We start from the raw sequence: 23,816 nt of genomic DNA on the forward strand, positions 1-23,816 counted from the left end.
TTTTATTTAATAATGGCAGCTTCAATGTTCAGCTTTTGCGGAATCAATTGCTGGCCATAGAAAGCATCTGCGACGAGTTGTTGTTTTTGTACGATGTCACCGGTCAATGGTTTTACCCCAAAGCCCATGCGTGAAATCGATGTTTTTAAGACGTTGAAATCTAAGCCTGTTGGTTTCTGTAGTAATTTGGCTGCTTCATCTTGGTTTTGAGCGACCCATTCAGTGGTAAGGTTCAGCTCATTGACTACAGCCTTAATCACTTGTGGGTTGCTTTCTGCAAACTTACGATCTGCCAAATAGAACTGAAGGTTATTTACCAAGTTTTCGCCTGTGGCGATGACACGTGCACCAATTTGATGTTCAGCAGCTGCGAAGAATGGATCCCAAATCACCCATGCATCGACTGCACCACGTTCAAATGCCGCACGTGCATCAGATGGTGGCAAATAAATCACTTCAATGTCTGAAAGTTTGAGGTTATTGGCTTCAAGGACTTTAAGCAGCAAGTAATGCACATTAGAGCCTTTATTGAGTGCAACACGCTTGCCTTTTAAATCTGCGACAGATTGAATTTTTGAATCTTTTTGTACGATCAGCGCTTCGGCTTTAGGTGCTTCAGGTTGGTTCGCCACATAGACAAGATTTGAGTTTGCAGCTTGAGCAAAGATTGGTGGAGCTTCACCAGACTCACCGAAAGACACGCTACCAACATTTAAGCCTTCAAGTAATTGAGGACCTGCTGGAAACTCAACCCATTTCACATTCACATTTTGTGCTTTGAGTGCAGTTTCCAAAGTGCCACGTTCTTTTAGAATAGGTAGCACGCCGTATTTTTGGAAACCAATATTTAAGGTAATGTTTTCTTCTTTTTTCGCGCAGCCAGTAAGTATCATGACGCCAGCAATCGCAGAAGTTAATACCGCCGTTTTTGCTAAAAATTTAAGTTGAGATTGGCGCATGAATCGAAACTCCTGACTAAATCCGAAAGGGACGAAATGTATTAAGTGAGGACTAAACTAATCGATTAGGCTTTTCATAAAAAATAACAATTCAGGAATTTCTAATGAGAAAATCAGATAAATAAAATTGTGCAAAAGATATACATAAATCAGAAAAAGAAAGGAAAGATATAAGTAGATTTATTTTTATTAAGTTTATGAATTTTAAATATAATTTATAATATTAAGTCGAGAGATAAGGTTATCTTTAAATATGAAAAGAAGGTGATTTGCAATATACGGCAGAAATTCATAACGATATATATAAATATGCTAAATCATCGTTTAAAAAATATTCACCAGCCTTTATAAATTGCCAATATATTTTCGAATCAAAATGAAATAAAAACAATAAAAAAGCCGAACCAAACGTATTTGATTCAGCTTAATTTGAACATAGAAAAATGATTTAAAGCATTTTTTTACACACTAAAGAATTCCGCTGATAGTTATACAGTTCTTGTCGTGCATTGGGTAGATCATCGACTGAGACTTGTTCAAAACCATGTTCAATGAACCAGTGTGCAGTACGTGTGGTGAGAATAAATAACTGTTCAAAATTAAGACTGCGTGCTTTTTCTTCTAGGTAGTGCAGAATTTGACTACCACGGTTCGACTTACGATAACTTGGATGTACGGCAACACAAGCAATTTCTGCAGAGCGTAATTCATCCTCTGTGGTTGGAATTGGATAAAGCGCGGCACAAGCCAAAATCATCCCATCACGTTCAATCACAGCAAATTGTTCAATTTCACTTTCCAAACGTTCCCGTGAGCGATAAACCAAAATCCCTTGTTCTTCTAACGGTCGTAATAAGCTAATCAGTCCGCCGACGTCGTGAATATTGGCCATACGTACTTCTTCATAGTGAGCATCAGTGACCATAGTGCCGCAACCATCACGGGTGAAGAGTTCTTCAACTAGGGCTCCGTCATGGGTATAAGAGAGTAAATGTACCCGGTTCACGCCATTCATCGATGCAGTTTGCGCTGCACGTAAAGACATCATCCATTGCGGATGGGTGTTTTGATATTGCTGAATATAAGGATCAAGCTGCTCAGAACTAATTTCACGTAATAATTCGTTGTTAGGATTTAAAATCTCAGCCTGCTCACCTAGGAAAATTAATTTGTCGGCTTTAATCGAGATCGCAGTTTTGGTCGCAACTTCTTCGGTTAATAAATTAAACACTTCACCGGTAGTGGAGTAACCACTTGGGCCAAGCAGAACAATATTGTGGTTATCTAAATGGCGTTGAATGGCATCGGTATCGACACTACGCACTTCACCTGTGAGCTGAAAATCCACACCATCTCGTATGCCATAGGGTTTTGCGGTAATAAAGTTTCCTGAAACCACATCAATTCGTGCGCCGTACATGGGTGAGTTAGCAAGACCCATCGAAAGCTGTGCTTCAATTTGCAAACGAATTGCACCGACTGCGCTCATGACACTGTTTAAAGATTCACGTGTCGTTACCCGAATATCTTCATGGAAAGGGGTCTGGATCTGACTTTTTTCCAGTTGGGCATTAATTTGTGGTCTTGCCCCGTGAACTAAAATCAGTCGAATGCCTAAAGAATGCAGGAGGGCAATATCGTGAATAATATGTTGGAAATTTTGATGCTCGACCGCTTCACCATCAAACATGATGACAAAGGTTTTATTGCGGTGTGCATTGATATAGGGTGCAGAATGCCGAAACCAATGCACATATTGTAGTGTTGTGCTATGAGATTGTTCAGCTGAATTCATGCTTTAACCTATTTTATAAAGAATGTATCTATAGCTTTTGATTCTAATGTAAAAATCTTGAAGTGGAAGCCTACACACAAAAAAACACCTGAAACAATGTTCAGGTGTCTTATGGCTTGTATCAAAAATAACTTAGTTGATGATACGGATAATTCGGTTAGTACGCTCATTGACTAAGACATAGTCGCCATTGACTTTATACCATTGTTGGTAGCGACCTGTATTAGGTAAACGACGTGCATCACGATCACTGACTTTATAACCACGAGAATCATATTGGCGAGGGAAAGTTTGACCTACACGCCAGTCACGACTTGGATTGACAGCACGATTATTAAAACGTTTGTTATCGCGTTGATCATTCCATTTTTGCACTTTTTTATGATCTAAATGTGCTGGTGGATGTTTTGGTGCGAAACGTGGATCATGTTGAGGTGCTGCCATTGCAGAAGTTGCAACCAAAGCACTCATCGATAAAGCGATTGTTGTAAACAATGTTTTCATAGCTGTTTTCATGGCATTCACCTACGAGATTCATATTCAGATTCGATAGGTTTAAATTAGCCAAAGACTGCCGAGAAAGCGTGAGCAGAGTAGAGTGAAATTGTTAAATCTATGGAGAAATTGCAGAGATTGTAATTCTAAGTTTTATGGCAATAAAAAAGCTTCTAAGTCTAGGAGCTTTTTCGTATAGAGGATCAATCAATTATTCTGAATTCGTAGAATATTATTGTTGTTTGAGTCAACTAAGATGTAGTCATTGTTGACCTTGTACCATTGTTGGTTACGATTTGGGCGTGGAAGATTATTTTCTTTAAAGCCAACTTTATAACCACTGCTACGATAATGCTGAGGCATTACATAACCGGGCTGCCATTTAAACTGTTGCAGACGTTGAACACCACGTTCTTCACGCACACTGCGGCGTTTGTCCGAGTCACGATAATCACGTGCTTTTTTATGAGCTTGCTCAGCGTGTTCATCAAAATGAGGCGCAGCTGTTGCAATATTCGTCATCACTAGCGAACTAAGCGACATTACCAACACCACTAAAGCCTTTTTCATTTTGAACCCTCATTCAATTGTTCAATCTTTTACAATGCTCACTTTACGCAATAATTGCAGAGAAACTGTGAAGATCGAACACGAGTTTTTTTAAAAATGTGGAAGCATGACGATTATGCCATGATTCCACAGGATTTTTGAATGTTCAAGACGATTGGCTTAGGGATCAAAGTTAATCACCTAGACAGTTTATTTAGTTCCAATGTTCGGTTAATGCCTGTAATGAATCAAGGGCATTAAGCACCTTTTCTGCAGTCAAGGCATCATCCAAAGCAGGGATTAAACTTGAAGGAAGCTGTAAACGTTCAATACGACGAATCGTTTCTAATTTACGAACTGGATCAGTCATGCTGTGCTCCTTGCAGTGATTTTTTCAATGCGCTAAGCATAGGCTCATCGGTTTTATTTATAAAACCGAATATTTTCATATTAAAGATATAAAAAACCGATTATCAGTTTTAATAAAAAGCACCCTTGATGGGTGCTTTATTTAATAGCTGACTTAGTAAGCGTAATTTAAATCTGTGTAGTCAGTTAATGATTTTTGAATATGAGCATGAATGAATTGACGAACGTCATCTGCAGTCATGGCCTTACCTTGATTAGTAATCACATGTTCGATATCAGGTTGGTTTTCGATTTTAATGCGATAGACAAAGTTTTTAGCTAATCGGTAGCCATCGTCTAATTTTTCAATACCTGTCACATAGTAATACGCGTGTTCAAAGTTCAGATCGGTATGTGAAAAAATAAACTGTTCAAACAGCTTCAGCTTTTGACCATTTTCGAGTGCTTTGATGTCATCAACAATACTGGCATCAAACTTGGTTTCATATTTTTCAGAGATTGGCTGTGCATCAATCCATAGCGACACCATGCCATCGTCTAAGGTTTTGATCGTGATATTGTTCAAATCAGTCATGTTGCACTCGAATAAAAATCGGATGGACTAAGTATGGTGGAAATTAGCATAAAGGCAAACTAGACCAAAGCGGAGTGCTGAATATTTATTCATGCTGTAATGCCATAAAAAAGCCAATTCAATTGAATTGGCTTTTTTAAAAGATCGGACTTTTTTAGTCTTGCGCATCAATACTTTGACCATTCATATGTCGACTATCATCACCCATTAAATATAAATAGGCTGGCATAATCGATTCAGGTAAGGGCAAGCTAAGCGGATCTTCATTTGGATATGCTTTAGCACGCATCGCTGTACGAGTCGCTCCAGGATTGATGCAGTTAAAGCGAATATTTGGATGAACATTCTCTTTGGCAAATAGGGTACTAACCGCTTCGATGGCAATTTTAGAAACCGAGTAGGCTCCCCAATTTTCACGTGCTTCACGGCCAACACCTGAACTGGCGAACACCACAGAGGCTTGCTCAGATTTTTGCAACAGCGGTAATAATTCTTGCGTCAGTACAAAGGGTGCGCGTAAGTTCACGGCCATCACATCATCCCAAACATCCACAGGGTAATGTGCAAGCTCGGTACGCTCACCTAAAATGCCGGCATTATGCAAAATACCATCTAAACGTCCAAACTGACGATCGAGTGTATCGACCAAGAGTTCATAATCACGTGGAGATGCACTGGATAACTGTAGCGGTAAAATTGCAGGCTGAGGTGCGCCTAAACCCTCAATTTCATCATAAATGACTTCGAGTTTATTTAAGGTTCGACCATGCAGCACAACGGTTGCGCCATGTAAGGCATAACTGATCGCCGCTGCACGTCCAATCCCATCGCCCGCACCTGTAATTAAGATGATGCGATCTTTGAGTAGATCGGGGCGAGGTTGATATTCTGAATATTTCAAATCTACCTCCTCAATTCTTATTGTTTATACCGCTTTAAGAGATGACCTGCTGAGGTTGAAAGACCAAAGCTTCGATCTGCTGTTGTAATTCTGACACTGTATTGACTATACAATCTGCGCGCCAAGCTGTTAAGTCATCTTTGTATTGTAGCGGTAAGTATCCGTAAGCAGCCAAGATGGTATACATGCCAGCGGCACGACCTGCCTCAATATCACGCGGATGATCACCGACATAAATACAGTCTTTGGCATCGACCTGAATGTGCTGTGCTGCCAAATACATTGGCTCAGGATCGGGCTTGGTTTTACTGACATCTTCAGGACAAACCAACACAGAACAACGCTCGGTAAGATTCAGTGCCGTAAGTAAAGCTTCACTTAACCAGCGCGGTTTATTGGTGACAATGCCCCAAGGAATCTGTTTGGCTTCTAATGTTTCTAGAAGGGGATACATCCCAGCAAATAAATCGGTATCGACAGCAATATCTGCACCATATGTGTCTAAAAAACGTTGGCGATGTGACAAGAAAATTGGATCTTCAACCTCAAGTTCGGGATAAACCAATTTCACCATCGCCCGTGCACCTTCCGACACTTGGGTGCGAATAAGGGCTGCGTCTACGATGTCACGACCTTCTTCGCGGCACATATCCTGAATAATTCGAATAAAATCCGCTGCGGTGTCAATTAAGGTGCCATCGAGGTCAAATAAGACAGCTTTCATTCAGCTGCCTCTCGTACGGTATGTACCATATAGTTCACATCCACATTCGGTGCTAACCAATAACGCTTGGTTAATGGGTTGTAGTGCAGACCGGTCATATCTTTGAGTTTTAAACCTGCGCCACGAATATCATGTGCCAATTCAGATGGCTTAATAAATTTGCTGTAATCGTGTGTGCCTTTGGCCAACATACGCAGAATATATTCAGCCCCAATAATGGCAAATAAGTAAGATTTAGGATTACGGTTAATGGTCGAGAAGAACACATGCCCGTTTGGTTTAACCAGTTTATAGCAGGCTTGAATAATCGATGCTGGGTCAGGCACATGCTCTAACATTTCCATACAGGTCACGACATCATATTGCCCAGCTTGTTCTTCTGCGAGCTGTTCGACAGGCACTTGGCGATATTCAATATTTTCAACGCCTTCTTGCTCAGCATGAATACGCGCTACATTTAAAGGAGCAAGACCCATATCAATACCAAGTACATTGGCACCACGGCGCGCCATGCTCTCTGCCAAGATTCCACCGCCGCAACCGACATCCAATACTTTCTTGCCTTGAATGCCACCTGAGTGTTCATCAATCCAGTTTAAGCGTAGTGGGTTGATCATATGGAGTGGGCGGAACTCAGAATGCTGATCCCACCAGATAGCAGCAAATGCTTCAAATTTAGCAATTTCTTGTGGATCAACATTCAGTTGCGACATCGGTGTTACCTCAATCAAGTATTTTTTAAAAAGAGTAATATAAAGTGCGGTGTTTCAGAAAAATATTCTGAATTTTATGCTTCGTTTAGTGTAGCGATTTTGTCAGAAAAAGCGATAAAAGCAGTAAAAAACTTCACAGAATGAAAACGAAATCGGCATATTTGTTTTATAGTATCGCCATAAGCTAATCATAATGATTTAGAGGACTATAAGTTCAATGAAAAAATTCCTTTTCAGCAGCATTGCAGCTGCTCTTTTTGCAGTTTCAGGTAGTTCAATGGCTGCTCAGTTTGCTGCTGGTCAAGATTACACCGTTGTTTCTAATCCTGTAAAAATTGAAAAACCAGGAAAAATTGAAGTCCGTGAATTCTTTTGGTATGGCTGCCCGCATTGCTATAAATTAGAACCGCATATGCAAACATGGTTGAAAAAATTACCTAGCGATGTTCGTTTTGTACGTACACCCGCAGCAATGAATCCTCTTTGGGAAGAAGGTGCGCGTGCTTATTATGCTTCTGAAGTATTAGGCGTACGTCAAAAATCGCATTTACAAATCTTCCATGATGTTCATGCACGAGGTAAGCAAACTATATTACAACAACAAGGCTTTGCTAAATTCTTCACTCGTTATGGCATTCCTGAGGCGAAATTTAACAGTACCTTTAAATCTTTTGCTGTGACTTCAAAAATTGCTCAAGCAAAAAGCCTAGCACAGACCTATCAATTGACAGGTGTACCTGCAGTTGTGGTTAATGGTAAATACATCGTGCAAGGTGAAGACCAAAAAGTGGTTGATGTTGTGAACTACCTTGTTGAAAAAGAGCGTAAAGCAAAATAATTGATATGATTGAAAAGGCCCGCGATTGCGGGCTTTTTTATATCAAAGCGCAGCATGTAAAAATGCCACGCGTTTTAAAATTCGTTGTTTAAGCATCTGTTTCTTGTATTCTTGAGTCGCTATGTCTTGTTGCAAAATGGCTAGATAATCTTTTGCCCATGCCATTAAAGACTGTAAGAAAAATTCTGCAAAGCTTTCGGCTTTTTCTGGATCTTTAACGTTCTTAAAATCATTGATATCGGCCAGACGTTCGATCATATCTTGCAGTAAAAAATCATATTCACGATGTAAAGCTTTTCGGCTTTGAGCATTTCCTGTTAAATATTCCGCAATAAAAAAATGCCAATATTCGGGATACTTTTCGACCATTTTAAAAAAATAACCAATACGCTCTTCGCGTTGTATTTCTGGCCTTTCCATAATCATTTTACCAATACAGTGGCATACATTACGGATCTGATGGGAAACATGATCAATTAGCTCTAGGCAGAGCTGTTCAAGACTTGGAAAATGACGATAGAACGCGCTAGGTACTAAATCCACAGCTAGGGTGAGTTCTCGTAAACTGATATTGGAAAAACTGCCTTTTTCGTAGCTTAACTGGAGTGCAGCTTGCATCAATGCCTGACGTGTCTGATGCTTTTTTTCTTCACGTACAGACATTTTTTATTCCTCTATTCTTTTATAGAACAGTCTAACAAATATTCAATAAATACGTTAAGTTTTAAGTGAAAAATGTCGTGTGTAAGCATTCAACACATGCATGGATTTTGTAAATCCTTTGTTTGCTCAACTCATCTTGTAACAGGCATCTGCTATAATCTGTCGCAATTATTTTGAATAAAGTATCAGGACTTATTATGCGTATCGACCAACGAGCATTAGATCAATTACGTGAAGTGAAAATCACCCGTAACTACACACGTTATGCGGAAGGTTCAGTATTGGTTGAATTTGGTCATACAAAAGTTTTGTGTACTGCAAGTGTTGATCATTCAGTACCACGTTTCTTAAAAGGTCAAGGTCAAGGTTGGGTGACTGCAGAATACGGCATGTTGCCACGTTCAACTCATACACGTAGTGACCGTGAAGCTGCTCGTGGTAAACAAAGTGGCCGTACACAAGAAATCCAACGCTTAATTGGTCGTAGCTTACGTGCCATGGTGGATTTGAAAAAACTCGGTGAAAATACCATTACGATCGACTGTGATGTGATCCAAGCTGATGGTGGTACACGTACAGCATCTATCACCGGTGCAGCAGTTGCGCTTGTTGATGCAGTAAACGTGCTTCTTGAGAAGAAAAAAATTAAACAAGATCCACTGAAAGGTTTAGTTGCTGCAGTATCTGTTGGTATTTTCCAAGATGAAGTGTTATTAGACCTTTGCTACGAAGAAGATTCAAACTGCCAAACTGACTTAAACGTTGTGATGACTCAAGCAGGGGAATTCATTGAAATTCAAGGGACTGCTGAAGATAAGCCATTTACACGCGCACAATCAAATGCGATGTTAGAAATGGCTGAAAAAGGTATTCAAGAATTAGTGAAAAAACAGCAAGAAGCATTGGGCTGGTAAGTTCAATTGTTTAAAAAAACGCAGCTTTGGGTGCGTTTTTTTATATTTAGATTTTTTAAAGCATGAAAATAGAAGATTATTCGGGTAAAAATTATCCTGTATAAAATATATGCAAAAATTTTTAAAAAAATAAAAAAAGGGTGCTTCGCACCCTCACTTGGCACATCTCATAGATCGAGTTTATGCATTAAACCGCATAGATAAATCAACTGCTTTGACATCCTTGGTCAGTACACCCATCGAAATATAATCTACACCGGTTGTTGCCACTTCTCGCAAATTCTCAATAGTAATATTCCCTGAAGCTTCCAGTTTACAACGTCCAGCCACATGAGCTACAGCATCAATCATTTGTTGTTGGCTAAAATTATCGAGCATCACAATATCTGCTTGTGCCTCTAAGGCTTGGTTAAGTTCATCCCAAGTTTCAACTTCAACTTCAACAGGTTTTCCTGGTGCAATTTGGCGGGCTTTTTCGATGGCTTGTTGGATGCCACCGGCTGCCATAATATGATTTTCTTTAATTAAAAAAGCATCAAATAAACCCAGACGATGATTCTGACCACCACCAATGGCTACGGCATATTTTTGTGCAATACGAAGTCCCGGAATGGTTTTTCGCGTATCCAATAACTTGGTATTTAAACCTTCAAGCTCTTTTACATAAAGCGCCGTTTTGGTCGCAACAGCAGATAACGTCTGAATAAAATTCAATGCGGGACGTTCTACTGTCAGTAAACTACGTGCTGAACCTGCTAATTTTAGAAAGGCTTCGTTGGCAGCAACTTTTTCACCTTCTTGTTTTAACCAAACGACTTCTACCGATGCATCATAAGCAGAAATAAGTGCATTTACCCATGGCTGACCTGCAAGCACCATATCTTCACGGCTAATAATGGTTGCAGTTGCTTGTTCATCCTCAGGTGTAAGTAGGGCAGTGATATCACCATCGCCAATATCTTCAGATAATGCGTGTTGAATATTGATTTGAATCGACTGATCTAACAAAGCTTGAGATATGCTCATGAGTATTTCCGTATCTTTTTTAGCCGTATAAATTGCGCGCTATATTAACATTGTTACAGAAAAATGAACCAATTTTCATAGACATTGTTTGCTTCAATTGAGATTTAAACCTGAAAGTTTTAGCATGGAGTGACTGCAGCAAAAACTGTGGTTCATTTATTTTTAGCAAGGTAATGTGTATGCAACAGGCAGCGGAATTTTATGTGAAAAATGGGCAACTGATTGGTGCACGACAGATTCCTTCACCAAATTTTAATCAGCGTCCTGAGCATACCGATATTCAGCTGGTTGTCGTACATAATATTAGTTTACCACCATCGCAATTTGGCGGTGGTTATATCGAACAGTTTTTCCAGAATAAACTTGATTGGTCTGTACATCCTTATTTCCAAACTATCGAAGGGATGCAGGTGTCCTCGCATCTTCTGATTTTACGTTCAGGAGAAGTCCTGCAATTTGTGAATTTTAATGATCGCGCTTGGCATGCAGGCCGCTCAAGTTATTTGGGTAAAAAGGAATGTAACGATTATTCGATTGGTATTGAACTGGAGGGCAGTGATGATCTGCCTTTTGAACAGGCTCAGTATCAAAGTTTAGTGAACGTTGTTACAGCTTTACAGGCACATTATCCAAAAATTCAACAGCATATTGCAGGGCATTCTGACATTGCCCCAGGACGTAAAACTGACCCAGGTCCATTTTTTGATTGGGCAAAGTTTCGTGAACATTTAGCGCATTCTAAAAATATATAAACATCGAATTCAGGATGTAATAAAGCAATCAACTTCGCGCTGAAGTTTCATTACAATAGGCACAAATTAATTATTAGGTGAATAGGATGGCGCTTTGGCGTTCGACTGTAATCGTCAGTGCGATGACCATGTTGTCACGCGTACTGGGCTTAGTCCGAGATGTGGTCTTACTGAATGTATTTGGTGCAGGTAAAGATTTCGATACTTTTGTGGTCGCATTTCGTATTCCAAACTTTTTTCGGCGCTTATTTGCTGAAGGTGCATTTTCTCAAGCCTTTATTCCGGTATTAACCGAATATAAAACCACGCGTACTCATGCAGAAGTACAGATTCTGATTAGTCGGGTTTTTGGTTGCCTAGCGACTTTTATGACCACGCTGACATTGATTGCCATGATCGCTGCACCTGCGATTTTGTATATCTACGCACCTGGGTTCCATGGTGATGCTGAGAAATTTGCCTTAGCCACAGAGATGTTTCGTCTCACGATTCCATACTTACTGTTCATGTCTTTAACGGCATTTGCCAGCAGTATTCTCAACAGTTATGGTTCGTTTAGTACACCTGCTTTTGCGCCAGTACTTTTGAATATCACCATGATTGCTGCCGCGTGGTGGCTGACACCATACATGGCTGAGCCAATTATGGCTTTGGGTTGGGCAGTTGTCATTGCTGGTTTCTTACAGCTGGTGATTCAAATTCCTGAATTATGGCGTAAAAAATTACTGATTCCACCTAAGGTCGACTTTAAGCACGAAGGTGTCGATCGCATCATGAAATTGATGCTTCCTGCTTTATTTGGTGTGTCAGTAACGCAGATTAACTTGTTATTGAATACCATTTGGGCGTCATTTATGCAGGATGGTTCGGTCTCATGGTTGTACAGTGCAGAACGAATGACAGAGTTGCCTCTTGGTTTGATTGGTGTGGCGATTGGTACGGTGATTTTACCTTCGCTTTCAGCACGCCATGCTGAACAAGATCAGACTAAATTCCGCGGGATGATTGATTGGGCTGCAAAAATTATTGTTATGGTCGGTGTACCAGCCAGCATCGCATTATTTATGTTATCAACCCCGATCATTCAAGCGTTATTCCAACATGGTCAGTTTGACTTTGAAGATACACAAATGACTGCGCTTGCTTTGCAGTGTATGAGTGCAGGCGTGATTTCATTTATGTTGATTAAGGTATTTGCACCCGGTTTCTATGCGCAGCAAGACACTAAAACACCTGTACGCGTTGGTTTAATGGCAGTGGCTGCTAATGCCATTTTAAACGTGGTGTTTATTGGTATCTTTAAACTGATAAATTGGGAAGCTGAGCATATGGCTTTGGCACTTGCTTCGTCAGGCTCTGCTTTGGTCAATGCGGGTATGCTGTATTTCTACTTGCATAAACGTAATATTTACCGTTTTGGTGCACATTGGAAGAAATTAATCGCACAGTTTGCGGTTGCGAATATTGCCATGATTGCTGCGCTATATATGGGTTTACAGTGGTATAACGGTGATGTTGCCCAGTGGGTGCGTGTATTAGAAGTTGCGGGCCTTTGTGTAGTAGGTATTGTGGCTTACCTTGTGGCATTGATTGTCGTCGGTATTCGTCCGCGTCATTTAAAACCTTAATTTACTGTTTTAAAAAGTTGAGATATTTAAAAAGTTGAGATAAAAAAATAAGAGCTTTAAAGCTCTTATTTTTTTGCGTAAATTAAATTACAGCTAAACCTTTCCGCGAGAAAGGAAACCAACAATTGCTAAAATCACGGCAATTACCAGTAAAATCACTGCAAAGTCTTTAGATAATCCTGCGACACCACCAAAACCTAGTAAACTAGCAATCAGTGCAATCACCGCAAATATAATCGCCCAACGAAACATTTTTAATCTCCATCTGCTTTTTTATTTTCAATTTCAGTATATAAATACAGCATCTCTCAGGCTGTTTGTCTTTTGTTGAGATTATGTCTATTAGTTAACAATAAGTTAATGCACTGTCATCAAATACAGGAACTATGTGTGCGATTTAGGACACTGTTATAATGAGATATTCACGCAATGTTTGATGATTATGACGGATAACTTACGCCCAGAGTTCTGGAAAAAATACGCCTTAAATGAACTGACATCTCAGGAATGGGAAGCCTTGTGCGATGGTTGTGGGTTGTGTTGTTTAATCAAACTCGAAGATGAAGATACGCATGAAGTCGCCTACACCAAAGTAGCGTGTAAACTTTTAGATTGTAAAACCGCTCGATGTGCTGATTATCCAAATCGCTTGGAATATGTACCGGATTGCATCCAACTAAGTCCAGATCGACTTGATGAACTGCATTGGCTACCGCCAAGTTGTGCCTATAAACGTTTAAATGAAGGTCAAAGTTTGCCGAGATGGCATTATTTAAATACAGGGTCACGTGACACGGTGATTAAAGCCAAAAAGTCAGCAGCAGGGCGTTGCCTGAGTGAAGTTGAGGTTAATGAGGACGACATCGAAGATTATATCGTCCGTTGGGTACGCTAATTTTTAAGAGGGGCGGGTTTGTAGAAGTTTTTCTGCAGATTGTCCTGCCATTGGACGATAGAAGTAAAAGCCCTGACCAATCTGACAATCACAGTTAATCAGTGTGGTGAGTTGATCAGTATTTTCAATGCCTTCGACCAAGACATCGAGGGAAATACTGGAACCAATCTGAGTAATCGCTTTAACAATCGCAAGAGCAGAAGGATCGCTATTCATTCGATTTACAAAGTTACGGTCGATCTTAATACAATCCACAGGATATTCCTGTAAGCGTGTTAAAGACGAATGACCTGTTCCAAAGTCATCGAGTGAAATGCTAATACCGAATTCTTTTAAAACATTCAGTGCGCGAATCACGTAGTTTGCGCCACGTTCCGATAAACTTTGTTCAGTAATCTCGAGTTCGACTTTATCTGCAGGAATATCAAAGCGAGATAATCGCTCTAAGAGTTTTTCTGCATAATCGTCACGTAAAAACTCAACCGGCGCTGCGTTAATTGAAATGGGCATGATTTCAAGACCTTGCTCTTTCCAGCGCATCATATCTTCAAAGACTTTTAACTGCATGGTTTCACTAATACGTGAAGCCAATTCATAGTCTTGGAAGGCACAGAAGATATGTGATGGCAGCTGAATCTGTTGGTCCTGATCTTTCCAACGTAGTAGCGCCTCGAAGCCAATAACAGCCCCATCGGACAAACGAACCTTTGGTTGGTAATACGGTAGGATTTGATCTGATTTAATAATTTTACGTGCCAAGGTGAGCTGCTTGGTCATGTCATCAAGTGATTTAAACATCTCTTGATTGAACATGCGAATGCCACCACGACCACTATTTTTTAAATCGTTGAGCGCAATATCGGCACATTTAAGTAAGTTTGATGTACTTAACCCATCACGTGGATACATGGCGCAGCCGATACTCATGCCGCCATTAATGGTCTGACCGGTATAATTAATCGGTTGGTCCATTTGAGCACAAGCAAGTCGAGCAATATCAAAGAGTTGAGCTTCGCTTTCTAAGTTTTTCACCAAGATCACGAATTCATCACCACCTAAGCGGGAAATGATAGTGTTTTTACCAAAATTAGCATGGAAACGCTCACCAAGCACATGCAGTAAATGGTCACCTGCAATATGTCCCATGGTGTCATTAATATGCTTAAAGTAATCCAAATCAATCAGTAAAACACCGACTTCAGTATTTTGCTGCTTGGCTTTAAGTAAAGCGCGTTTAAATAATTTATAGAACGTACGACGGTTATATAAACCCGTTAATTCATCACGTTCAATGACGGTTTTTAAGCGTGATTCCGCAATACGTTGTTGACTGACATTACGTGTAACGCAGAGGATATTTTGGGTGACATTGTTTTCATCCAGAATTGGGGTGAGTAAATTATCCCAATATTGTATAGGCTGATTAGGTTGCTGACTTTTCCCTGCAAAACGCGCATTCATACCTTGAGCCGCACGTTTGAGCGCACGTTGACCCGCTCTACGAACCTCAGAAGGTAACAGTTTTAACCACGGCATGCCGAACTTTTTCTCTTCGAGATCGACACCTAAAGCCACACAACCAGAACGGTTCATATGGCTTACTTCACCTGTTGGAGTAACAATTTTGATGCAGTCGACACTGGCATCCAGCATGTTTTTTTGCGTCGCGACCACATGAGAAAGTTGTTGTTGAATTTCGAAATAATCATGTACATCCGTCAGTGAAACAGCCCACTGTAATAATGAGTCTTCATCATTATGAAACTTCATCGACAACAGACACATGCGATAATCATAGTTTGGCTGACGAATACGACACTGAATCTCTACATTTTTTTGTAGGTCTAAGGCTTCATGCCATTGTATTAAAAATAGATTCAGATCATCGGGATGAATATAAATACGCCAGTTAAAGTCAGCGAACTGGTTCAGACGAATACCGAGGTATTGCATCATTGATGTATTAAAATATTCGACATTGTCATGTGCATTGACCCACATGGGATGTGGCAGACTATCAATCAGATTTTGAATCAAATTGGATTCAGAAAGATGACCAGCTGGGGAAACATTGAGTTGTGATGATGCAGGCATATCCATACGCTCCGCTGTCATTTGTCTATGTTTATCATACGTCATGTATTCACCAACATTCGCCGTCCAAAGTCGATTGTAAATCCAATTACACATTCGCTGTAAGTGAACAATTAATGTGCTTAATGCATTAATTTAAAATGTAAATCTATTTTAGAGTAAGTTTACTAAGCCCAAGATTAATTCATTCAGAATCAAAAAAATAGTGCATTTCGTCACAAATCGTTGTGAGAGATTACTCTCTTTTTTGATTGGAATCAAAAAAGCTAATGTTAGAATAATGTTAGAAAGAAATTGAGCCAATAACAACATGTCAGACAGTCACATCCCATTGCCCGAGCGTTTAAGACCACGCGATCTCTGTGAAATTATTGGACAGGATCATCTTCTTGGTGAAGAAGCACCGCTTCGTCAAATGATTGATCAGGGACATTTGCCGTCTATTATTTTTTGGGGACCTCCTGGGGTGGGCAAGACCACCATTGCTTTATTGCTGGCACAGGCAATCGACCGTCCTTTTGTCAGTCTATCGGCATTAAGTACTGGGGTAAAAGAATTAAGAGAAGTCATTGCTGAAGGGACGGACTTATTTACGCCTGTGGTTTTTATTGATGAAATACACCGCTTTAATAAGTCTCAGCAGGATGCACTGCTTAGCGCGGTAGAAAAAGGCAAAATTACTTTAATTGGTGCGACTACAGAAAATCCGTCTTTTGAAGTCAATAGTGCTTTATTGTCACGTTGTCAGGTTTATACCTTAAATGCTTTGAGCAATGAGTCGATTCAGACCTTGCTTGAACATGCGATTGCCAAAGATGCTTTTTTACAAGAGCGTTATATTAAGGTTGAAGAATTTGATGCGCTGATTCAGTTTGCAGCAGGCGATGCTCGTAAAGCGCTTAATTTACTGGACTTAGTGGCGAGTACATTTGAGCCTGACCAAGAAAATATCATCAACAATGCCATTGTGGTGAAAGTCGCTCAGCAAAATATTGCCCGTTACGATAAATCAGGCGAACAACACTACGATCTGGTGTCTGCATTTATTAAGTCGATTCGAGGCAGTGACCCTGACGCCGCGCTTTATTGGATGGCACGCATGCTTAAAGGTGGAGAAGACCCAGTCTTTATTGCACGCCGTATGCTCATCGCTGCTTCGGAAGATATTGGAAACTCTAACCCAAATGCTTTATTGCTGGCAGGAGAATGCTTCCGCTCAGTCCAAGCGATTGGCATGCCGGAATGTCGGATTATTTTAGGACAGTGTGCAGTGTACTTGGCGACCAGTGCGAAAAGTAACAGTACTTATCTTGCGATTAACCGTGCCATGGAATTGGCAGAGAAAACTGCAAATTTAGCGGTGCCTTTACATTTACGTAATGCGCCAACCAAATTGATGAAAGCTCAAGGTTATGGTGCAGATTATCTGTATCCACATAATTATCCTGAGCATTTTGTATTGCAAGAGTATATGCCGCCTGAATTGAAAGGCACCAAGCTGTATGAATCAGCACGAAATAAACGTGAAGTTGAAGGCGAACGCTTACAACAACGCCGTTGGCAGCAAGAGCAGCAACAACAATAGGGTGTTGAAAACACGCTTCACTATGAAATAAAAAAAGCCCGATTCAGGGTGAGTCGGGCAAAAATAGGATGTTCTTGGGGGAGAAACATCCTAGAGGGTAGCTAGGAATATTTGGTCGGCAAACATATGTTCTGCTGAGGTTGAACAGTCTGTTTGCCTGGTATGAATGCTATTTTAGGCCGAAAAATATCTGATGTAAAAACGATCATTTTTATAATTAAAATCCATTTTTCCGATTAAATAGCCATAAAAAAACCGAGCAATCAAGCTCGGTTTTTTTGAAGAATCAGATCAGATTAGATATCTGAAAGGTCGATGCCTAAACGTGCAGCAACTTCTTCATATGCTTCAACCACACCACCTAAACCTTGGCGGAAACGGTCTTTATCTAATTTTTTCTTAGTGTCTTTATCCCATAAACGGCAACCGTCTGGAGAGAACTCATCACCAAGTACGATGCGGTCATGGAACACACCAAATTCAAGTTTAAAGTCAACAAGAAGCATGTTGCCAGCATCGAATAATGCTTTAAGGACGTCATTTACTTTGTAAGTCAGTTCTTTCATTTGAGCTAATTGTTCAGCAGTTGCCCAGCCTAAAGAAATCGCTTGAGACTCGTTTACCATTGGGTCGCCAAGTGCATCATCTTTAAAGAACAACTCGAAAGTTGGTGGAACAAGCTCTTTACCTTCTTCTACACCAAGACGGCGGCATAGAGAACCTGCTGCATAGTTACGAACAACACATTCCACAGGAATCATGCTGAGTTTTTTCACAAGAACTTCAGTTGGAGAAAGAAGTTTTTCAAAGTGAGTTTCAATGCCTGCAGCAGCCAATTTTTCCATGATAAAGGCGTTAAAACGGTTGTTCACCTTGCCTTTACGATCCAGTTGCTCGATTTTTTCACCGTTAAATGCAGATGCATCGTCACGGAATACGAGGATGAGGTGGTCTGAACTATCTGTTGTGTAAACAGATTTCGCTTTACCAGTATAGAGCAAGGTTTGTTTTAACATGGAGGGAACCTTTTGCAAAAAAAATGCCTAGAAAATGTCTAGGCTGGCCAATTTTGGTAAATCTGGTTTAACAATTCTGCGGATTTTTCAGGGTCTGCAAAATTGTTATCGGCATTGAACACAGCTAGGTTGTTACTCGAACCTACAGGAGACAATCTTAATATATAAGTCTGCTGATCGACTTTAATGGTTGCTTCATAACGATTTTTGTTCTGAGCAACAATTGAATAGTTAAGACTACTGAGGGTGGCAAGTGTGTATTGCCATATTGTAGCAGAGTTTCCATCAATTTTAAGCAGTGGATTTCGATTTCCATCACTTAATAACTGTGGTTTTCCGATAATATCTGATTGAAGATCATTATCTTGCGTTGACCGATCGGCGCTTACTGGTGGGCGTGGCATCACATAACGGTTGCCACGCTCATTCACAAGCTTCGGTGCATTTTCAATCGCAAGCACGTCGACAGTAGGTGCAGGATACAACGGTGTTGCAGGACGAACCATGGCACCTTCTGGATATTTCAGTGGTTCTAAGGTCGTGGTGTCTTTGTAATCAAGTGAACCATTACTGATTCCCATTGAACTACAACCCGTCATACTGAAGACTGAAAGTGCGAGAGTAAGTCCTAAAAATCGTTGCATCATATATTGCTCTTTATTTGTTAACGCCCGCTGCAACAAGTGCTTCATGAAGCGGTGCGCGATATTGTTCTGCAAGTGGTGTTAATGGAAGGCGAATACCAGTTCCAATTAAGCCCATGTCATGGAGTGCCCATTTCACAGGAATCGGGTTCGATTCGCAAAATAGAATATTGTGTAAATTTGCAACTGTTGCATTCAGACTTTCTGCTTTTTCAGCATCACCGGCAATGGCTGCCGCACAAACTTGGCTCATTACTTTCGGTGCAACGTTTGCAGTCACAGAAATATTGCCTTTGGCACCATGTGCAATTAATTGATATGCAGTTGGATCATCGCCTGAATAAACAGTCATGGCTTTGCCTTCAAGACCTTTAATCAGTTCGGCACCACGTGCAACATCACCTGTTGCATCTTTAATACCGACAATTTGCGGTAAGTCTGCAAGACGAATTACAGTTTCATTCGACATATCAACGCCAGTACGACCTGGTACGTTATATAGAATTTGAGGAAGATCAACCGCTTCAGCAATGGCTTTATAGTGTTGATAAAGACCTTCTTGCGTCGGTTTATTATAATAAGGTGTCACAAGTAGGGCAGCATCTGCACCTAGCTCTTTCGCTTCACGAGTTAATTCAATGGCTTCGTGAGTAGAATTTGCACCTGTACCCGCAATAATCGGAATGCGTTTATTTGCCACACGGATGATTTCTTTGATCACTTGTGTGTGTTCATTCATACTGAGAGTAGATGCTTCGCCAGTTGTACCAACAGCAACAATACTGTTAGTGCCTTCAGCAATATGCCACTCAACGAGCTTCTCTAGACCCTTCCAATCTACGCTGCCATCTTCAAACATTGGGGTGACGAGTGCGACAATGGAACCCTGAATGGTCTGTGCTTGCTGAGTCATTTTAAAAAACTATCCTGTTGGTCCATCCGAAGAGAATGAGAAACATAATTTGGATGGGTTTATATTTGATTTATAGCAAATTCAATCAGATTCTAGCCAGATTGAATAATGCTTATGCAAATTATGACTGATCAAACGCATAAGAACAATATGCTTTAGTCAAAGCCACTGAATTCTTTATACAAAGCCTATACCAAACAATCAAGTATTTAGATCGTTGATTAATACAGCAAATGTAGCTTCGTTTGAGCGACGGGGGCACAAATTAGAATTTAAGCGTCAAATTGGACCAAACAACAAATTTGCTGCGAATTTATACGCTAAAACTGATTTTAAACATCAATTTTTAAAATGACCTCAATTTTGATTAAGAGCTATAAAAGATCAGTTAAGTATTAAAAGCTATAGCATTGATAAAGGCGTTTATACAAAAAACTTGCTCGAAAATAGAAAATTAATCTGTTTTTTATCTGAGTGATTGATCTGTCAGATTGTTATTTCTCAACACATCCATAGCTACAGATCAGTTTCATTTTTAAATGTTATTTAAAAACCGAGTGGAGTTATTGGTTTTAAGACTTTGTTAAAAAAATGAAGTTTCATCATAGTTATTTATTATGATGAAAATTCTATACGGAATATTCCACCTATTGATAGTTATGAAGCCCAATTCATTCATAGATGATTGCGCTTTATTTAGGTACTGATTGAAAAGGATATTCCGATGGAAAGATCAGATAATAAACACGCAATTATTACCGTTGCGATTTGTTTTTTAATCGCGGTAATTGAAGGACTAGATATTCAGGCGGCAGGGATTGCCGCTGCAGGTATCCGTGAGTATTTCTCACTTGATAGTTCACAACTTGGCGTATTTTTCAGTGCAGGGATTTTGGGTTTATTACCAGGTGCCTTAATTGCAGGTCGTTTGGCAGATCGTATTGGTCGTAAAACGGTTTTGATTTGGTCAGTGGTGATGTTCGCGATCTTTACTCTGTGCACAGTATGGGTAAATAGCTTCTATTCATTGCTAACAGTGCGCTTTTTAGCAGGTGCAGGTTTAGGTGGCGCAATGCCAATTCTCATTACCTTGGCATCTGAAGCTGTATCGCCAGCCAATCGTGGTCGTGCTGTCGGTTTGATGTATTGTGGTATGCCAGTGGGTGCAGCGATTTTATCGCTGATTGCTGCAACAGAATTTGGTGCGAACTGGAAAAATGTGTTCTATCTAGGTGGTTTGCTACCGATTATTGTTGTGCCTTTAATGCTGTGGTGCTTACCAGAGTCAAAAGAATACTTGCTGGCAAAAAACAAAACTGAAGCAGAAAAATCTTCAGCACCACAAGGTTCATTTAAAGATTTATTCAATGTACAAAACCGCTTACGTACCATCTTAATCTGGATCAGCTACTTCTTTACGCTGATGGTGGTCTATATCATGCTGAGCTGGTTGCCATCGTTGTTCATGGAACTTGGCTTTACCCGTCAAAATGGTTCAACAGCACAGTTCTACTTCATGGTGACTGCAACAATCGGTACGGTTATCTTGGGTATGCTGACTGATCGCTGGAAAAAAGCATATGTGATCGTATTGATGTACGGTGGTATTTTGGCAGGCTTGTTGGCACTGAATGGCGCGAGTTCATTAAATCAAATGTACTTGGCGGCAGCATTGGCAGGTGCCTTCGTGATTGGTTGCCAAGGCGTACTCTATGCATTCGGTAGTATTGTGTATCCTACAGAAGTACGTGGTACAGGCGTAGGTGTAGCATCTGCTGTAGGTCGTATCGGTGCAATGCTTGGTCCTGCAATTGCGGGTCAATTATTGGCAGCAGGCTTTGGTGCAGCGGGTGTAATCTCGGCAGCAATTCCATGTATCGTGATTTCATCACTTTGTATGTTGCTGCTCGTAAGCCGTACAAAAGTTTAAGTATTTCAAATGTTAAAGAGCCTGCAGATGCAGGCTTTTTTTATGGATTTTTCAAATCAAAACTGCAAATTTGCTGACTATTTAAGCTATGCTTGAGCGGATTTAAATGTTAGTGGATAAAGGAATGTTCGATCAGGCAGCTTTAATTGTGGTAGATGTACAACGTGGTTTTTGTCCAGGTGGAAACTTGGCTGTTGCCCATGCAGATGAAATTATTCCAAATATTCATCAGGTTGCAGAAGCATTTAACACCATCGTGTTAACCCAAGATTGGCATCCTGCGGATCACATTTCTTTTGCAGAAAATCATGAGGGCAAGAGACCTTATGACACGATTCAATTGAATTACGGTGAACAGGTATTGTGGCCGAGTCATTGTGTGCAAGGCACCGTAGATGCGGAATTGCATCCAAATTTGAATTTGCCACAGGCACAGCTTGTTATCCGTAAAGGTTTTCACCCAGCCATCGACAGCTATTCTGCATTTATGGAAGCTGATCGTAAAACTTTGACCGGCCTTGCTGGCTATCTAAAAGAACGTGGTATTCAAAAAGTATTCATTACGGGGATTGCTACAGATTTCTGTGTGGCATGGACAGCAATTGATGCTTGTAAATTCGGTTTCGAAAGTTACGTCATTTCGGATGCAACCAAAGGAATCGATTTAAATGGTTCATTGCAACATGCTTGGCAGGAAATGTTGGCCAGTGGCGTTAAACGTGTCTATGTCAAAGATGTGCTACATGCTTTAAATGCCTAAGTAAAACTCGAGTAGCGATGCATCTTCATTCATTTTGATGTTTATATGCTGATGTTCAATTGTGGTGCATACCCTAAATGTGGCAGGGTATATCTATATTTTGATTGAATATGGACATTGGGATGTCAGCATTCTTCGTATTTACACAATGGATTCAAAAAACCTTCGCGCTCTGGGTGATTCTTTTTGCAGGAATTGCCTTGATCGCGCCAGACTTATTTATCTGGCTGAAAGCCTATATTCCGTGGTTACTCGGAATTGTCATGCTCGGTATGGGCATGACCATGACTCTGAACGACTTTAAAGGTGTATTACAAAGCCCGAAAGCTGTGTTAATTGGTGTAGCAGCACAATTCATGGTGATGCCAGGACTGGCATTTTTACTTTGCAAATTGATGCAACTGCCTCCAGAAATTGCAATCGGGGTGATCTTGGTGGGATGTTGCCCAGGGGGGACAGCATCAAATGTCATTACTTATATGGCAAAGGGTAATACCGCACTGTCAGTTGCCTGCACTTCAGTATCCACATTGCTTGCACCACTTTTAACACCTGCGATTTTCTATGTATTGGCTAGTCAATGGATTGAGATCAATGCAGGTTCGATGTTTATTTCGATCCTTCAAGTGGTGCTGTTTCCTATTATTTTGGGTCTTATCATTCGTGCCTTATTAAAAACCAAAGCGGAAGCGTATGTTCAGGTGATGCCTTTGGTTTCGGTTGTGGCGATTGTCGCGATTGTGGCAGCAATTATTGCAGGTAGTAAGGCACAAATTTTGGAATCAGGTCTACTTATTTTAGGTGTGGTCGCACTGCATAATGGACTCGGTTATTTGGTTGGGTTCTGGGCAAGCCGATGGATGAAGTTGCCTTATGCAGACTGTAAAGCGGTAGCCGTTGAGGTCGGTATGCAAAACTCAGGTTTGGGTGTGGCATTGGCAGCAACACATTTTGTAGCATCACCACTGACTGCTGTTCCAAGTGCAATCTTTAGTTTATGGCACAATATTTCGGGTCCAGCCCTAGCCACATATTGGGCAAGTAAAGCAGATAAGACTGAAGATTAATCTGATTGATAC

At 40.5% G+C, this 23,816-nt stretch carries 25 protein-coding genes; 9 read left to right on the plus strand and 16 right to left on the minus strand.

Translation table 11 applies throughout. The annotated features are described in order from the left end of the window. Positions 1-2: 2 nt before the first annotated feature. The 9 genes from A3K93_RS12915 to ubiG form a co-directional block, all read right to left on the minus strand. Positions 3-959: a sulfonate ABC transporter substrate-binding protein gene (locus A3K93_RS12915; protein ID WP_067731574.1), complete on the minus strand. Its 957-nt coding sequence runs from the start codon at positions 957-959 to the stop codon at positions 3-5. Positions 960-1,407: 448 nt separating this feature from the next. Next, positions 1,408-2,754 carry an amino-acid N-acetyltransferase gene (gene argA, locus A3K93_RS12920; protein WP_067731575.1) on the minus strand — a complete coding sequence of 449 codons (1,347 nt, stop codon included), beginning with the start codon at positions 2,752-2,754 and terminating at the stop codon, positions 1,408-1,410. Positions 2,755-2,886: 132 nt separating this feature from the next. Further along, complete coding sequence (locus tag A3K93_RS12925; protein ID WP_067731753.1) at positions 2,887-3,258, minus strand: RcnB family protein; 372 nt, start codon at positions 3,256-3,258, stop codon at positions 2,887-2,889. A 198-nt stretch (positions 3,259-3,456) separates the two neighbouring features. Then, a complete protein-coding gene (locus A3K93_RS12930) occupies positions 3,457-3,819 on the minus strand; it encodes an RcnB family protein (protein WP_067731576.1) in 363 nt (120 codons plus the stop codon). A gap of 193 nt (positions 3,820-4,012) precedes the next feature. Then, entirely contained in the window at positions 4,013-4,168 is a 156-nt protein-coding gene (locus tag A3K93_RS14980; RefSeq protein WP_171255073.1) for a hypothetical protein, read from the minus strand. A 153-nt stretch (positions 4,169-4,321) separates the two neighbouring features. Then, complete coding sequence (locus tag A3K93_RS12935) at positions 4,322-4,741, minus strand: hypothetical protein (protein ID WP_067731577.1); 420 nt, start codon at positions 4,739-4,741, stop codon at positions 4,322-4,324. Positions 4,742-4,895: 154 nt separating this feature from the next. Continuing rightward, complete coding sequence (locus A3K93_RS12940; protein ID WP_067731578.1) at positions 4,896-5,642, minus strand: YciK family oxidoreductase; 747 nt, start codon at positions 5,640-5,642, stop codon at positions 4,896-4,898. Between the two features lie 34 nt (positions 5,643-5,676). Continuing rightward, positions 5,677-6,366, minus strand: coding sequence for an HAD family hydrolase (locus tag A3K93_RS12945; RefSeq protein ID WP_067731579.1), 690 nt, complete (start codon positions 6,364-6,366; stop codon positions 5,677-5,679). Then, positions 6,363-7,079: a bifunctional 2-polyprenyl-6-hydroxyphenol methylase/3-demethylubiquinol 3-O-methyltransferase UbiG gene (gene ubiG / locus A3K93_RS12950; RefSeq protein WP_067731580.1), complete on the minus strand. Its 717-nt coding sequence runs from the start codon at positions 7,077-7,079 to the stop codon at positions 6,363-6,365. The genes A3K93_RS12945 and ubiG overlap by 4 nt, the downstream gene beginning before the upstream one ends. A 217-nt stretch (positions 7,080-7,296) precedes the next feature. Here ubiG and A3K93_RS12955 point away from each other — a divergent pair, with 217 nt between their 5' ends. Beyond that, positions 7,297-7,917, plus strand: coding sequence for a thiol:disulfide interchange protein DsbA/DsbL (locus tag A3K93_RS12955; RefSeq protein ID WP_067731581.1), 621 nt, complete (start codon positions 7,297-7,299; stop codon positions 7,915-7,917). A gap of 42 nt (positions 7,918-7,959) precedes the next feature. Here A3K93_RS12955 and A3K93_RS12960 read toward each other — a convergent pair whose 3' ends face one another. Next, positions 7,960-8,580: a TetR family transcriptional regulator gene (locus tag A3K93_RS12960; protein ID WP_067731582.1), complete on the minus strand. Its 621-nt coding sequence runs from the start codon at positions 8,578-8,580 to the stop codon at positions 7,960-7,962. Between the two features lie 197 nt (positions 8,581-8,777). On the opposite strand from A3K93_RS12960, the gene rph reads away from it, so the two are divergent. Continuing rightward, the gene (gene rph / locus A3K93_RS12965; RefSeq protein ID WP_067731583.1) at positions 8,778-9,494 is read left to right on the plus strand and encodes a ribonuclease PH; all 717 of its coding nucleotides are present in this window, start codon (positions 8,778-8,780) and stop codon (positions 9,492-9,494) included. A 180-nt stretch (positions 9,495-9,674) separates the two neighbouring features. Here the strand turns inward: rph and nadC are convergent, their stop codons facing one another. Then, on the minus strand, positions 9,675-10,520 hold the full coding sequence (gene nadC, locus A3K93_RS12970; protein WP_067731584.1) for a carboxylating nicotinate-nucleotide diphosphorylase: 846 nt from the start codon (positions 10,518-10,520) through the stop codon (positions 9,675-9,677). 179 nt (positions 10,521-10,699) lie between these two features. Here nadC and ampD point away from each other — a divergent pair, with 179 nt between their 5' ends. Both ampD and murJ read left to right on the plus strand, forming a co-directional pair. Continuing rightward, positions 10,700-11,272, plus strand: coding sequence for a 1,6-anhydro-N-acetylmuramyl-L-alanine amidase AmpD (gene ampD / locus A3K93_RS12975; protein ID WP_067731585.1), 573 nt, complete (start codon positions 10,700-10,702; stop codon positions 11,270-11,272). 77 nt (positions 11,273-11,349) lie between these two features. Then, the gene (gene murJ / locus A3K93_RS12980) at positions 11,350-12,900 is read left to right on the plus strand and encodes a murein biosynthesis integral membrane protein MurJ (RefSeq protein WP_171255074.1); all 1,551 of its coding nucleotides are present in this window, start codon (positions 11,350-11,352) and stop codon (positions 12,898-12,900) included. 93 nt (positions 12,901-12,993) lie between these two features. On the opposite strand, the gene A3K93_RS12985 is transcribed toward murJ, so the two are convergent. Further along, positions 12,994-13,152 carry a DUF1328 domain-containing protein gene (locus A3K93_RS12985; protein WP_005006601.1) on the minus strand — a complete coding sequence of 53 codons (159 nt, stop codon included), beginning with the start codon at positions 13,150-13,152 and terminating at the stop codon, positions 12,994-12,996. 190 nt (positions 13,153-13,342) lie between these two features. On the opposite strand from A3K93_RS12985, the gene A3K93_RS12990 reads away from it, so the two are divergent. Then, positions 13,343-13,795 (plus strand): YcgN family cysteine cluster protein, encoded by a 453-nt coding sequence (locus tag A3K93_RS12990; RefSeq protein ID WP_067731754.1) that lies wholly within the window; start codon positions 13,343-13,345, stop codon positions 13,793-13,795. A 3-nt stretch (positions 13,796-13,798) separates the two neighbouring features. On the opposite strand, the gene A3K93_RS12995 is transcribed toward A3K93_RS12990, so the two are convergent. Next, entirely contained in the window at positions 13,799-15,934 is a 2,136-nt protein-coding gene (locus A3K93_RS12995; RefSeq protein ID WP_067731755.1) for a putative bifunctional diguanylate cyclase/phosphodiesterase, read from the minus strand. Between the two features lie 265 nt (positions 15,935-16,199). Between A3K93_RS12995 and A3K93_RS13000 the strand changes: the two genes are divergently transcribed. After that, positions 16,200-17,474, plus strand: coding sequence for a replication-associated recombination protein A (locus A3K93_RS13000; protein ID WP_067731587.1), 1,275 nt, complete (start codon positions 16,200-16,202; stop codon positions 17,472-17,474). Between the two features lie 296 nt (positions 17,475-17,770). Here A3K93_RS13000 and purC read toward each other — a convergent pair whose 3' ends face one another. From purC to dapA, 3 genes are read right to left on the minus strand one after another with little or no spacing between them, the layout of a single operon-like run. Next, positions 17,771-18,490: a phosphoribosylaminoimidazolesuccinocarboxamide synthase gene (gene purC, locus A3K93_RS13005; protein ID WP_067731588.1), complete on the minus strand. Its 720-nt coding sequence runs from the start codon at positions 18,488-18,490 to the stop codon at positions 17,771-17,773. Between the two features lie 38 nt (positions 18,491-18,528). Next, positions 18,529-19,134: a lipoprotein-34 precursor (NlpB) gene (locus A3K93_RS13010; RefSeq protein ID WP_067731589.1), complete on the minus strand. Its 606-nt coding sequence runs from the start codon at positions 19,132-19,134 to the stop codon at positions 18,529-18,531. Between the two features lie 13 nt (positions 19,135-19,147). Beyond that, entirely contained in the window at positions 19,148-20,047 is a 900-nt protein-coding gene (gene dapA, locus A3K93_RS13015; protein WP_067731590.1) for a 4-hydroxy-tetrahydrodipicolinate synthase, read from the minus strand. A 724-nt stretch (positions 20,048-20,771) separates the two neighbouring features. Here dapA and mhpT point away from each other — a divergent pair. The 3 genes from mhpT to A3K93_RS13030 all read left to right on the plus strand — a co-directional run bounded on the left by mhpT (position 20,772) and on the right by A3K93_RS13030 (position 23,804). Further along, positions 20,772-21,977: a 3-(3-hydroxy-phenyl)propionate transporter MhpT gene (mhpT, locus tag A3K93_RS13020; protein WP_067731591.1), complete on the plus strand. Its 1,206-nt coding sequence runs from the start codon at positions 20,772-20,774 to the stop codon at positions 21,975-21,977. A 124-nt stretch (positions 21,978-22,101) separates the two neighbouring features. Next, positions 22,102-22,737 carry a bifunctional nicotinamidase/pyrazinamidase gene (pncA, locus tag A3K93_RS13025; RefSeq protein ID WP_067731756.1) on the plus strand — a complete coding sequence of 212 codons (636 nt, stop codon included), beginning with the start codon at positions 22,102-22,104 and terminating at the stop codon, positions 22,735-22,737. A gap of 122 nt (positions 22,738-22,859) precedes the next feature. After that, positions 22,860-23,804, plus strand: a complete 945-nt coding sequence (locus A3K93_RS13030; protein ID WP_067731592.1) for a bile acid:sodium symporter family protein — start codon at positions 22,860-22,862, stop codon at positions 23,802-23,804. Positions 23,805-23,816 lie beyond the last annotated feature (12 nt).

This window comes from Acinetobacter sp. NCu2D-2, assembly GCF_001647675.1.
Taxonomy (GTDB): domain Bacteria; phylum Pseudomonadota; class Gammaproteobacteria; order Pseudomonadales; family Moraxellaceae; genus Acinetobacter.